This window comes from Streptomyces sp. NPDC051582 (assembly GCF_040681715.1).
Taxonomy (GTDB): domain Bacteria; phylum Actinomycetota; class Actinomycetes; order Streptomycetales; family Streptomycetaceae; genus Streptomyces.
Genome location: NZ_JBFAZJ010000004.1, coordinates 38,713 through 51,559, shown reverse-complemented (window position 1 = coordinate 51,559; position 12,847 = coordinate 38,713). Strand labels below are relative to the sequence as shown.

The following is a 12,847-nucleotide window of genomic DNA, read 5'->3' as shown; positions in this document are numbered from 1 at the left end:
CGCCCCGTACGACGAAAGTCGACCCCTTCACGCACCGGTCCGGTCCCCGAGGGCTGTAATCCGCATCACGAACGTGTGTGAACGCGCCGCTCGCTCCGAGGCGTACGGATCCTCCACCCCCGTACCGACGGGAACTGACGGGAACTGACGGGACCTGAGGGGAACTGACGGCAAGAATCCCGGGAAACACGAAACGGCCGCCACCACTTTCGTGGTGACGACCGTCTCGTCGATGTGGGCGAGGGGGGATTTGAACCCCCACGTCCCGAAGGACACTGGCACCTGAAGCCAGCGCGTCTGCCGTTCCGCCACTCGCCCGAGCAGCTCCCCAGTGGATCTTCCCTTTCGGTCCGTTCCCCTGGCGACGTCGAAACATTAGCACGTCGGAGGGGGTGGATTCACATCGCTTTCCCAGCCCCCCGGGGGCCCGCCCGGATTGCCCCTCCCGCACCGCGCTCCCGGTGCGGGACACTGTCCTCAGAGCGCCCCTACGATCCCTTGTGAGTACCAACACTCATGCGCATGGGACCCAGGGGGAACCACCCGAATCCGCCACGCGTGGATACGATCAGTAAGCAGTACAGGGCGACAACGACGGAGGAGGTGCCCCATGGGAGTCCTGAAGCGGTTCGAGCAGCGACTCGAAGGTCTGGTGAACGGCACCTTCGCCAAGGTGTTCAAGTCCGAGGTCCAGCCCGTCGAGATCGCCGGCGCCCTCCAGCGCGAGTGCGACAACAACGCGACGATCTGGAACCGGGAGCGGACGGTCGTCCCGAACGACTTCATCGTCGAGCTCAGCACGGGCGACTACGAGCGCCTGAGCCCCTACTCCGGGCAGCTCGGCGACGAGCTCGCGGGCCTCGTGCGCGACTACGCCAAGCAGCAGCGCTACAGCTTCATGGGCCCGATCAAGGTCCACCTGGAGAAGGCCGACGACCTGGACACCGGGCTCTACCGGGTCCGCAGCCGTACGCTCGCCTCCAGCACCTCCCAGGCGCCGCCGCAGGCCGCCCCCCAGAACCAGCAGGGCGGCTACGGCTACCCGCCGGTCTCCGCACCGCCGATGCCGGCCGGACCGCCCCCGGGCGCACCCGCTCGCCGGCCCGGCGCCGCGGCACCGGCCCCCGTAACCACCGGAGGCGCCACCCGGCGCCACTGGATCGAGATCAACGGCACCCGCCACCAGATCTCGCGCCCCACGCTCGTACTCGGCCGAAGCACCGAAGCCGACGTGCGGATCGACGACCCCGGCGTCTCGCGCCGGCACTGTGAGATCCGGACCGGAACGCCCTCGACGATCCAGGATCTCGGGTCCACCAACGGCATCGTGGTGGACGGGCAGCACACCACCCGCGCTACGCTCCGCGACGGCTCGCGGATCGTCGTGGGCAGCACCACCATCATTTACCGGCAAGCCGAAGGGTGAAGCGGGGGCAATGTCAGAGCTGACCCTGACGGTCATGCGGTTGGGTTTCCTGGCCGTTCTGTGGCTGTTCGTCATCGTGGCCGTCCAGGTCATCCGCAGCGACCTGTTCGGTACGCGCGTCACCCAACGCGGCTCGCGCCGCGGGGCCGCGAATCCGTCCGGAGCGCCGGCACAGGGCGGCCGCCAGGCCGCCGCGCCGCCACAGCAGCGCCAGCGCCGCGGAGCGCCCACCAAGCTCGTCGTCTCCGAGGGCACCCTCACGGGCACCACGGTCGCCCTCGCGGGGCAGACGATCACGCTCGGCCGGGCGCACGACTCAACGATCGTGCTGGACGACGACTACGCATCCAGCCGCCATGCCAGGATCTACCCCGACCGTGACGGCCAGTGGATCGTCGAGGATCTCGGGTCCACCAACGGCACGTATCTCGACCGGACCCGGCTGACCACCCCGACGCCCATTCCGCCGGGCGCCCCGATCCGCATCGGCAAGACCGTCATCGAGCTGCGGAAGTAGTACGAGAATGAGCGAGCGGAGCGAGCGAGCCGCGGCAGTCCGGACCACCCAGGACACGGACCCGAGCGCGCTCCCGACCGGAGGGTGGGCAGTGTGGCTCGAGACCGGTTGTACCCGGAGGAAGCGTCGACTGGGCAGGTGCGCATGAGTCTGTCCCTGCGGTTCGCCGCCGGATCCCACAAGGGCATGATCCGCGAGGGCAACGAGGACTCCGGCTATGCCGGTCCCCGTCTCCTCGCCGTCGCCGACGGCATGGGCGGCCAGGCCGCCGGCGAGGTCGCCAGCTCCGAGGTGATCTCCTCCCTCGTGCAGCTCGACGACGACGTCCCGGGCTCCGACATCCTCACGTCGCTCGCCACCGCCGTGCAGCGCGCGAACGACCAGCTGCGCGTCATGGTCGAGGAGGACGCCCAGCTCGAAGGCATGGGCACCACCCTGACCGCGCTGCTGTGGACCGGCCAGCGCCTCGGCCTCGTCCACGTCGGCGACTCCCGCGCCTACCTGCTCCGTGACGGCGTCCTCACGCAGATCACCCAGGACCACACCTGGGTGCAGCGCCTCGTCGACGAGGGCCGCATCACCGAAGAGGAAGCCACCACCCACCCGCAGCGCTCCCTCCTCATGCGGGCGCTCGGCAGCGGTGACACCGTCGAGCCCGACCTCTCGATCCGCGAGGTCCGCACCGGCGACCGCTACCTGATCTGCTCCGACGGGCTGTCCGGCGTCGTCTCGCACCAGACCCTGGAAGAGACCCTCGCCGACTACCACGGTCCCCACGAGACCGTGCAGGCCCTGATCCAGCTCGCCCTGCGCGGCGGCGGACCGGACAACATCACCTGCATCGTGGCGGACGTCCTCGACACCGACAGCGGCGACACCCTCGCCGCCCAGCTGAACGACACCCCGGTCGTCGTCGGCGCGGTCGCCGAGAACCAGCACCAGCTCTTCGACGCGGGCGCCATGCAGACCCCGGCGGGCCGCGCCTCCGGCCTGGGCCGCCAGGCCCCGCCGCCGGCGGGCGCCTTCGGGCCCCCCGGCAGCGGCGAGGCCCCCGGCTACGGATACCCCGACCAGAGCCAGGGCGGCGGCGGCACGTACGGCAGCTTCGGCGAGCCCGATCCGTACGAGGACGACTCGCGCTACGAGGACACGTACGACCACCCCCGCCGGCGCCGCGGCAAAGGGCGCAAGTGGACCACCCGCACCCTGATCCTGCTGATCGTCGCCGGCGCCATCGGAGGCGGCCTCTACGCCGCCCACCGCTGGACCCAGACGCAGTTCTACATCGGCGTCAAGGGCGAGCACGTGGCGCTGTTCCGCGGCATCAGCCAGAACCTCGGGCCGCTGGAGCTCTCCAAGGTGGAGACCGACCGCACCGACATCGAACTGAAGTACCTGCCGCCCTTCAAGCGGAAGCTGGTCGAGGCCACCATCACCGAGACCAGCCTCGACGGCGCCCGTCGGAAGATCGACGAACTCGGCGTCCAGGTCGCCGCCTGCAAGAAGGACGAGGAGCGCCGCGCCGCGGAAGCGCAGAACCCACCAGCATCCGGTCCCAGCCTGACTCCCACGGAGCAGTCGCTGGTCGGCCTCTGCGGCAAGCAGTAGTACACACTCGCGGGCACAGGGGGCCTGCCACACCATGAGCGTAGTCACCAACACGACCACCATCGGCGCCATCGAGCTGCCGAGCCGGCGGAACACCGAGCTCCTGCTGCTCGTGTTCGCCGTGGTCATCCCGATCTTCGCCTACGCCAACGTGGGCCTGTCGATCCACGGCAAGCTGCCGCCGGGCATGGTCGCGTACGGCGGCGGCCTGGCCGTGCTCGCCGGCATCGCCCACTTCGTGGTGCGCCGCTACGCGAAGTACGCCGACCCGCTGCTGCTGCCGATCGGCACGCTGCTCAACGGGCTCGGCTGCGTCCTGATCTGGCGGCTCGACCAGTCGGAGCGGCTGCAGAACCTGGCCAAGCGCCAGTTCGGCCACTTCTCCGAGTCGGCCCCCCGGCAGATGATGTACACGGCGCTCGCCATCGCGCTGTTCGCCGCCGTGCTGCTGCTCCTCAAGGACCACCGCACGCTCCAGCGCTTCACGTACATCTCCATGGCCGCCTCGCTGGTCCTGCTGATCCTGCCCGTCATCCCGGGCCTCGGCGCCGACGTCTTCGGCGCGAAGATCTGGATCAGCGTCGCCGGCTTCTCCATCCAGCCCGGTGAGTTCGCGAAGATCGTCATCGCGATCTTCTTCGCCGGCTACCTGATGGTGAAGCGCGACGCCCTCGCGCTGGCCAGCCGCCGCTTCATGGGCCTCTACCTGCCGCGCGGCCGCGACCTCGGCCCGATCCTGATGATCTGGGCGATGAGCCTGCTCGTCCTCGTCTTCGAGAACGACCTCGGCACCTCGCTGCTCTTCTTCGGCATGTTCGTGATCATGCTGTACGTGGCCACCGAGCGCACCAGCTGGATCGTGATCGGCCTGGTCATGAGCGTGGCCGGTGCGGCCGTCGTCGGCGCGACCGCCAGCCACGTCAAGGCCCGCGTCACCGCCTGGCTCGACCCCTTCGCCTGCTACACCAAGTCGGGCGCCTGCGAGCAGGTCGGCCAGTCGATCATGAGCTTCGGCTCCGGCGGGGTCCTGGGCACCGGCTGGGGTCAGGGCAACTCCGACCTCATCGGCTTCGCCGCCAACTCCGACTTCATCTTCTCCACGGTCGGCGAGGAGCTCGGCCTCGCGGGCGTCATGGCCTTCCTCCTGCTCTACGGCCTGATCATCGAGCGCGGCGTGCGCACCGCCCTCGCCGCCCGCGACCCCTTCGGCAAGCTCTTCGCCATCGGTCTCTCCGGTGCCTTCGCCCTGCAGATCTTCGTGGTCGCCGGCGGAGTCATGGGCCTCATCCCCCTGACCGGCATGACCATGCCCTTCCTGGCCTCCGGCGGTTCTTCCGTCCTCGCCAACTGGGCCCTCATCGGGATCCTCATCCGGATCAGCGACACCGCACGCCGCCCCGCCCCGGCCCCGGCTCCGTCCCCCGACTCCGAGATGACCCAGGTGGTCCGCCCGTCATGAACAAGCCCCTGCGTCGCATCTCGCTCTTCTGCGGGCTGCTCGTCCTCGCGCTGCTGATCCGGACCAACTGGCTCCAGTACGTCCAGGCCGAGGACCTCAGCACCCGCAAGGAGAACCGCCGGGTCCAGATCGCCCAGTACGCCACCCAGCGCGGCAACATCATCCTCGCGAACGGCGAGGCGATCACGGGTTCCGCCGCCACCGACGGCAGCGACTACAAGTACAAGCGGGTCTACAACGACGGCGCGCTGTGGGCGCCGGTGACCGGGTACGCCTCCCAGGCCTTCGGTTCCACCCAGCTCGAATCCCTTGAGGACAAGATCCTCACCGGCAACGACGACCGGCTGTTCTTCGACCGCACCATCGGCATGTTCACCGGCGAGAAGAAGGCCGGCGGCAACGTCGTCACCACGCTGATGCCCGAGGCCCAGAGGGCCGCGTACAAGCAGCTCGACGGCAAGACCGGCGCCGCGGCGGCGATCGACCCGCGCACCGGCGCCATCCTCGCCCTGGTCAGCGCCCCCTCGTACGACCCCTCCAGCTTCGCCGGCAACTCCAAGACCGACGAGAAGGCCTGGGTCGAGCTGAAGGACAGCCCGGAGAAGAAGCTCGTCAACCGCGCCCTGCGCGAGACGTACCCGCCCGGCTCGACGTTCAAGGTGGTCACCGCCGCGGCCGCGCTGGAGCACGGCGTCGTCACCGACATCGACGCGCCGACGGACACCCCCGAGCCGTTCTTCCTGCCGACGACCAAGACCCCGATGGTCAACCACGCCAAGGGCTGCGAGAAGGCGACCCTCAACTTCGCGCTCCAGGTGTCCTGCAACTCCGTCTTCGCCAACGTCGCCGACAAGGTGACCAAGGACAAGATGCTGGAGACCGCGCAGAAGTTCGGCTTCAACAACGACAAGATCGACACCCCGGTCCGGGCGTTCGCCAGCGTCTACGACAAGAACATGGACCGGCCGGGCAACTCGCTCTCCGCGATCGGCCAGTTCAACACCGCCGCCACCCCGCTCCAGATGGCGATGGTCGCCGCCGCCGTCGCCAACGACGGCAAGCTGATGAAGCCGTACATGGTCGACCAGCTCACCGCCCCCAACCTCGACGTCATCGAGAAGCACGAACCGCAGGAGATGAGCCGCCCGCTCTCCCCCGCCAACGCGCAGAAGCTCCAGAAGATGATGGAGAACGTCGTCGAGAACCCGAACGGCACCGGCGGCTCGGCCAAGATCAAGGGCGTCACCGTCGGCGGCAAGACCGGCACGGCCCAGCACGGCGAGAAGAACGCCAAGCGCCCCTACGCCTGGTTCATCTCCTACGCGAAGACCGACAAGGGCTCCCCGGTCGCCGTCGCCGTCGTCATCGAGGACAGCGACGCCGACCGCGAGGACATCACCGGTGGCGGTCTCGCGGCCCCCGTCGCGAAGGCCGTCATGGAAGCCGTTCTGCAGAACCAGAACAAGGGCTGACGGGCGGGAAGCAAGGGGCCCACAGGAGCGCGAAGAGCCGAACCGGAGTGATCCACATCACTGTTCCCGCCCGGATCCGAGCGTACGGTACCGGTCCGGTATCAGCCTGTGGTCACGAACCGATCACCGACGATCGGCCGGTAGCCTTTGCGCGAACAGCACACCGCCGGACCACACACGGGTGCGGTCGGGACTGACGGAGAGGGCTGCAACGTTATGGAAGAGCCGCGTCGCCTCGGCGGCCGGTACGAGCTGAGCCACGTGCTCGGCCGCGGTGGCATGGCCGAGGTCTACCTCGCCCACGACACCCGGCTCGGCCGTACCGTCGCCGTCAAGACCCTGCGCGCCGACCTCGCCCGCGACCCGTCCTTCCAGGCCCGGTTCCGGCGCGAGGCCCAGTCGGCCGCGTCGCTCAACCACCCGGCGATCGTCGCGGTCTACGACACCGGCGAGGACTACGTCGACAACATCTCCATCCCGTACATCGTGATGGAGTACGTCGACGGCTCCACCCTGCGCGAGCTCCTGCACTCCGGACGCAAGCTGCTGCCCGAGCGCACCCTGGAAATGACCATCGGCATCCTCCAGGCGCTCGAATACTCGCACCGCGCCGGCATCGTGCACCGTGACATCAAGCCCGCCAACGTGATGCTCACCCGCACCGGCCAGGTCAAGGTCATGGACTTCGGCATCGCCCGCGCCATGGGCGACTCCGGCATGACCATGACGCAGACCGCGGCCGTCATCGGCACCGCCCAGTACCTCTCCCCGGAGCAGGCCAAGGGCGAGCAGGTCGACGCGCGCTCCGACCTCTACTCCGCTGGCTGCCTGCTGTACGAACTCCTCAGCGTCCGGCCGCCGTTCATCGGCGACTCCCCGGTCGCCGTGGCGTACCAGCACGTACGGGAAGAGCCGCAGCCGCCGTCGAACTTCGACCCCGAGATCACGCCCGAGATGGACGCGATCGTCCTGAAGGCACTGGTCAAGGACCCCGACTACCGCTACCAGTCCGCCGACGAGATGCGCGCCGACATCGAGGCCTGCCTCGACGGCCAGCCCGTCGCGGCCGCGGCGGCCATGGGCGTACCCGGCTACGGCTACCCCGACCAGGGCAACGGGTACGGACACCAGGGCTACGACCAGCCCACCACGGCCCTGCGCACGGCCGACGCCGGCCAGACCTCGATGCTCCCGCCGATGCCCCCGGGCGACGGCGGGTACCCGGGCCAGGGCCAGGGCGGCTACGACCAGGGCGGCCACGGCCGCCGCCAGCAGAAGAAGAGCAAGGCCTCGACGATCCTGCTGGTCACGGCCGGCATCCTCGTCCTGGTCGGCGCGATCCTGATCGGGCGCTCCGTCTTCGGGGGCGGCGCCGACAACCGGCCCACCGTGCCCAAGTTCATCGGCGAGACCCTCGAAGCGGCCCAGAAGGCCGGCGACAACGTCGGCCTCAAGGTCGTGAAGGAAGCCGACGAGGCCTGCGACAACCAGCCCAAGGGCAACATCTGCTCGCAGAACCCGGCACCGGACACCAAGGCCGACAAGGGCTCCACGGTCAACGTCAAGGTCTCCTCGGGCGCCCCGAACCTGCCGGTGCCCAACGTCGTCAACCTGAAGTTCGAGGACGCCGAGAAGGCGCTCAAGGACAAGGGCTTCGCCGTGGACAAGAAGACCCAGGAGTCCGAGCGGCCCGCCGGCACCGTCCTCGACCAGGACCCGAAGAGCGGCCAGGCCCAGAAGGGCTCGACCGTCACGCTGACCGTCGCCAAGGAGCAGTCGAAGGCCGAGATGCCGGACCTCCTCGGGAAGACCCGGGAGGCGGCGATCAAGGCGCTGAACGACGCCAAGCTCAAGCTGGGCAGCCAGACGGAGGTCGACTCTCCCGGAGCCGCGCCGAAGACGATCGTCCAGCAGCAGTACCAGCCGGGCGAGCAGCTCGCGGTGGGCACGACGGTCAACGTCCAGATCGCCAAGGCCTCGCAGCAGACCCAGGTCCCCCAGCTGCAGGGCAAGACGGTCGCCCAGGCCAAGAACGAGCTCGCGAGCCGGGGCCTGAACCTCCAGGTCATCGCCGGCCCGACGGACGACAAGGCGATCATCCTGGCCACCGATCCCCCCGCGAACACCCCCGTCGAAGCGGGCCGGGTCATCAACGTCCAGACGCTGCCCGGCCAGCAGAACGGCGGCAACGACGGCGGAACGCTGTTCGGCGGCCTGACCGGCGGTGGCGGCCGGCGCTAGTCGGCGGCCCTCCACCCCACCAGGACACGGAAAAGCCCCCGTGGGCGGCCTCAGAGCCGCTCACGGGGGCTTTCCCGTGTCAGCGCAGCTCCGCCGGCGGGGTGCGCTGCGCGTCGACCTTCTCCGTCCGCACCAGCTCGCCCCACACGATGTACCGGAACTTCGACGTGTAGACCGGCGTGCAGGTCGTCAGCGTGATGAAACGGCCCGGCGCCGTGCGGCCCGATTCCTTCGGGACCGCCGAGATCACGTCCACGTTGTACTTCGACGTCTGGCGCAGCTCCGCGAACACCTTGTACACGTACCAGGTGTCCCGGGTCTCGAAGACGACGGCGTCGCCGTTCTTCACCTTGTCGATGGCGTGGAACTTCGCGCCGTGCCCGTCCCGGTGCGCCGCCAGGGCGAAGTTGCCCGACGCCTCCCACGGCAGGGCCGCCTTCACCGGGTCCGTGTAGTACCCGGCCACACCGTCGTCGAGGACGTCCGGCGCCGTGCCCTTCTTGACCAGGACCTCGCCGTTCTTCATCGCCGGCACGTGCAGGAAGCCGATGCCGTCCTGGGTGTCCAGCGCCCCCGGCGCCGCGGCGCCGTCCGCCCCCGGGGCGCTCTGCCACTGCCGGCGGACCTCGTGGCCGCGCGCCGACGCCTGCCGGTCCGCGAGCACGTTCGTCCACCACAGCGAGTACGCGACGAACAGGCCGAGGACCAGGCCCACGGTGATCAGGAACTCGCCCAGCAGGCTCAGGAACCCGGCGAGCACACTGCGGCTCGGCGGCGGCGGCGACGCGGCACGTGACACTGCTTGTTCGTCCTTACGGGCTGGCCAGGGCGGGCGGAGCACCCTGGCTGCGGGGGCGTTCGTCGGTCATCCTGCCCCATACGATCATGCGGTAGGTGCTCGTGAACTCGGGAGTGCAGGTCGTCAGCGTGATGTACCGGCCCGGGGCGGTGAATCCCGAGCCCTCCGGCACCGGTTTGATCACCGACACGTTCGTCGGCGGGGTCTGCGCCAGCGACGAGGTGATCTCGTACGTGTAGTAGGCGTCCCGGGTCTCGACCACGACCGGATCCCCCGGCACCAGCCGGTTGATGAAGCGGAACGGTTCGCCATGGGTGTTGCGGTGGCCCGCCAGCGCGAAATTGCCCTGCTTGTCGGCCGGCATCGCCGACTTCAGCGCACCGTCCGCGTAGTGCCCGACCATCCCCTTGTCGAGCACCTTCGGCTTGCTGACCCCCTCCGCCACCGGCACCTTCACGTCCAGCTTCGGGATGTGGAGGATCGCGAAGCCCTGCCCCGGCTCGAACGCCGAGACCTGCGGGGCCGCGGCCCCGCCCTGGTCCCGCTCCCAGTTCTGGCGCAGCGAGCCGGCGGCCCCGTTCGCCGTCCGCTCCGCCAGTACGTTCGTGTACCAGAGCTGGTAGGCGACGAACAGCAGCATCACCACGCCCAGGGTGATGAACAGCTCTCCGGCGAGCCGGCTCAGGACGACCACCGGGCCGCCCGACGCGGGCCGCCTGCGCCGACGGCCCCCGCTGCGCCTGCGCGTGCGCTTCTCGGCCTCCTGCGCTGCCCTGCGCCGCGCGGCCCGGCCCTCCGTGGGCACGGACGGCGCGACCGCGGTCACGCGACGGCCTTGCCCACCACCGGGGCCAGCCCCACCGAGCGCTCGACGGCCCCCGCGTCCCCGCAGCGCACCAGCCAGTTCGCGAGCATCCGGTGGCCCCACTCGGTCAGCACCGATTCGGGGTGGAACTGCACGCCCTCGACGTCGTGCTCCCGGTGCCGCAGCCCCATGATGATCCCGTCCTCGGTGCGCGCGGTGACCTCCAGCACGTCCGGCAGGGTCTGCGGCTCGGCCGCGAGCGAGTGGTAGCGGGTCGCGGTGAAGGGCGAGGGCAGGCCCGCGAAGACGCCGAGCCCCTCGTGCACCACCGGCGAGGTCTTCCCGTGCAGCAGCTCGGGGGCCCGGTCCACGACACCGCCGTACGCCACGGCCATGGACTGCATGCCGAGGCACACGCCGAAGACCGGGACGCCGGTGTCGGCGCAGTGGCGGACCATGTCGACGCAGACGCCCGCCTGCTCGGGCGTACCCGGTCCGGGCGACAGCAGCACGCCGTCGAAGCCGTCCTGCGCGTGGGCGAGCCCGACCTCGTCGTTGCGCAGCACCTCGCACTCCGCGCCGAGCTGGTACAGGTACTGGACCAGGTTGAAGACAAAGCTGTCGTAGTTGTCGACAACCAGAATGCGCGCGCTCACGGAGTGGCTCCCGATCCCTCGTCCACCGTTACGTCGTTGAACGGGAGGAGCGGCTCGGCCCACGGGAAGACGTACTGGAACAGCACGAAGACCACTCCGAGGACCAGTACGAGGGAGATCAGCGCGCGAATCCACACGCTGCCCGGCAGATGCCGCCAGATCCAGCCGTACATGCCGTCTGTTTCCTATCCGTCCACGATCGACCACCGCACCGCGGGGGCGGTACGCGAACAGACTAAAGGCAGCGGCCCGGCCGGGTGGGTCAGCTCGGCAAACCCTCCGGGCGGCCCTGGGCGGCCGAGCGGGTCTGCGTCAGCTCCGCCCAGACGACCAGCCGGTGGCTGTGTCCCCACTCCGGATCACAGGTCGTGAGGGTCAGGTACCGCCCGGGTCCGGTGAAGGGTGAGCGGCGCGGCACCGGGTCGACCACCCCGATGTCGGTGGGCAGGGTGCGCAGCGGTTCGCTGCGGACCGTGTACGTGTACCAGGCCGTGGCGTCCTTGAGGATCACGGCGTCGCCGGGGCGCAGCTCGGGGAAGTCCTTGAAGGGGTCGCCGTACGTGCGCCGGTGGCCCGCGACCGAGAAGTTCCCGGTGCCGCCGAGGCGGGCGGTGCCCGCGTAGTGGCCGAGTCCCTTCTTCAGCAGGTCCGTGCCGGTGCCCTCCAGGACCGGCTTGTTCCAGTCCGGGCCGAAGCGGGGGACGTACATCTCGGCGAAGGCCCGGCCGGGCGGGTATCCGGGCGCGTCCTGCGCCGGCGGCGCGGGCTGCGGTGCGGCCGTCGGCCCGGTGGCGGGAGCGGGGGACGGGACAGCGGAGGGCGCGGAGGGCGCCGGGGCCGGCGCCGGGGCCGGGGCCGCGGCCCAGCGGTCGCGCATCCGGGCCATCTCCCCGTCCATGGCCCGGTCGGCCTTGACGCCGGTCCACAGCAGTACGTACGCCACGAACAGCACGATCAGCGTGCCCGCCGTCAGGCAGACCTCGCTGAACGTCCGCACCACCAGGCGCAGTACGACGTCACGGCGTACTGCTCGCGGAGGCGGATTCCAGCGGCTTCGCATAGTGGAGGTCCACTGTGCCGGAGTAGCCCGGGAGTGTCAGCTCCTTGTGCTCGTCCACTTTCCAGCCGAGCCCGTACGCCGTCACGTACTGCTGGTAGTTCTGCAGGGCCGGGGAGGCGGCGAGCGCCTTGCGCAGCGCGGCCGGGTCCCCGACCGCCGTCACCTTGTAGGGGGGCGAGTAGACGCGGCCCTGGAGGATCAGCGTGTTGCCCACGCAGCGCACCGCGCTGGTGGCGATCAGCCGCTGGTCCATGACCTGGATGCCCTGGGCTCCGCCCAGCCACAGGGCGTTCACCACGGCCTGGAGGTCCTGCTGGTGGATCACCAGGTCGTTGGGCTGCGGCTCGGGCACGTTGGGGATGCGGGCCGTGGCGTTCGGCGGGGCGTCGTTCAGGGTGACCGTGAGGCCCTTCCCGGACAGTGCCTCGGTGCCGGAGGCGACCCGCAGGGCGGCCAGTTTGGCGTCCTCGGCCCTGGTGCTGCCGTCGTCGCGGTCGGCGAGGGCGTCCACCCGGTCGCGGACGGCCGCGGTGCTCTGTTCGAGCAGCGCGTTGCTCTGGCTGCGCTCGTGGATGAGGTCCGAGAGCTTGAGGAGCGAGGCGTCCGTCCGGATGTTCGTACCCTTGGAAGTGTTGAAGCTGGTGACGAAGATGAGACCGGCCAGGGCGAAAACGGCGGCCGTCAGCAGCCGGACCGGCCTGGCCCGGTGACGGGGACCCACGGAGGAGTCGTCGGAATTGCTCAACGTACCCTTCTCCTTCAACGCCACAGGTCCACTACGCTAACGGACGCCCGGGGCAGGCA

General features: G+C 69.9%; 11 protein-coding genes, 1 tRNA gene and 1 pseudogene. 6 read left to right on the top strand and 7 right to left on the bottom strand.

The window, feature by feature from the left end:
- Positions 1–235: 235 nt before the first annotated feature.
- Positions 236–318 (bottom strand) — tRNA-Leu (locus AB0M92_RS07860).
- Positions 319–610: 292 nt separating this feature from the next.
- Between AB0M92_RS07860 and AB0M92_RS07855 the strand changes: the two genes are divergently transcribed.
- The 6 genes from AB0M92_RS07855 (at position 611) to pknB (ending at position 8,723) form a co-directional block, all read left to right on the top strand.
- Positions 611–1,426 (top strand): DUF3662 and FHA domain-containing protein, encoded by an 816-nt coding sequence (locus AB0M92_RS07855; protein ID WP_366101209.1) that lies wholly within the window; start codon positions 611–613, stop codon positions 1,424–1,426.
- Between the two features lie 10 nt (positions 1,427–1,436).
- The gene (locus tag AB0M92_RS07850; protein WP_366101208.1) at positions 1,437–1,943 is read left to right on the top strand and encodes an FHA domain-containing protein; all 507 of its coding nucleotides are present in this window, start codon (positions 1,437–1,439) and stop codon (positions 1,941–1,943) included.
- Positions 1,944–2,087: 144 nt separating this feature from the next.
- A complete protein-coding gene (locus tag AB0M92_RS07845) occupies positions 2,088–3,551 on the top strand; it encodes a Stp1/IreP family PP2C-type Ser/Thr phosphatase (protein ID WP_366101207.1) in 1,464 nt (487 codons plus the stop codon).
- 34 nt (positions 3,552–3,585) lie between these two features.
- Positions 3,586–5,010 (top strand): FtsW/RodA/SpoVE family cell cycle protein, encoded by a 1,425-nt coding sequence (locus AB0M92_RS07840; RefSeq protein ID WP_359170094.1) that lies wholly within the window; start codon positions 3,586–3,588, stop codon positions 5,008–5,010.
- Positions 5,007–6,482, top strand: coding sequence for a penicillin-binding protein 2 (locus AB0M92_RS07835; protein ID WP_366101206.1), 1,476 nt, complete (start codon positions 5,007–5,009; stop codon positions 6,480–6,482). The genes AB0M92_RS07840 and AB0M92_RS07835 overlap by 4 nt, the downstream gene beginning before the upstream one ends.
- A gap of 216 nt (positions 6,483–6,698) precedes the next feature.
- The gene (gene pknB, locus AB0M92_RS07830) at positions 6,699–8,723 is read left to right on the top strand and encodes a Stk1 family PASTA domain-containing Ser/Thr kinase (protein WP_366101205.1); all 2,025 of its coding nucleotides are present in this window, start codon (positions 6,699–6,701) and stop codon (positions 8,721–8,723) included.
- Positions 8,724–8,802: 79 nt separating this feature from the next.
- Here pknB and AB0M92_RS07825 read toward each other — a convergent pair whose 3' ends face one another.
- The 6 genes and pseudogenes from AB0M92_RS07825 to AB0M92_RS07800 all read right to left on the bottom strand — a co-directional run bounded on the left by AB0M92_RS07825 (position 8,803) and on the right by AB0M92_RS07800 (position 12,788).
- Positions 8,803–9,522, bottom strand: coding sequence for a class E sortase (locus AB0M92_RS07825; protein ID WP_366101204.1), 720 nt, complete (start codon positions 9,520–9,522; stop codon positions 8,803–8,805).
- 13 nt (positions 9,523–9,535) lie between these two features.
- Positions 9,536–10,333, bottom strand: a pseudogene (locus AB0M92_RS07820) (class E sortase); the annotation flags it as partial.
- An 11-nt stretch (positions 10,334–10,344) separates the two neighbouring features.
- Entirely contained in the window at positions 10,345–10,983 is a 639-nt protein-coding gene (locus AB0M92_RS07815) for an aminodeoxychorismate/anthranilate synthase component II (RefSeq protein ID WP_366101203.1), read from the bottom strand.
- Entirely contained in the window at positions 10,980–11,156 is a 177-nt protein-coding gene (locus AB0M92_RS07810; RefSeq protein ID WP_366101202.1) for a hypothetical protein, read from the bottom strand. Before AB0M92_RS07810 ends, AB0M92_RS07815 begins: the two co-directional genes overlap by 4 nt.
- Before the next feature lie 89 nt (positions 11,157–11,245).
- A complete protein-coding gene (locus tag AB0M92_RS07805; protein WP_366101201.1) occupies positions 11,246–12,043 on the bottom strand; it encodes a class E sortase in 798 nt (265 codons plus the stop codon).
- Positions 12,000–12,788 carry a DUF881 domain-containing protein gene (locus AB0M92_RS07800; protein WP_366101200.1) on the bottom strand — a complete coding sequence of 263 codons (789 nt, stop codon included), beginning with the start codon at positions 12,786–12,788 and terminating at the stop codon, positions 12,000–12,002. The genes AB0M92_RS07805 and AB0M92_RS07800 overlap by 44 nt, the downstream gene beginning before the upstream one ends.
- Positions 12,789–12,847: the final 59 nt, after the last annotated feature.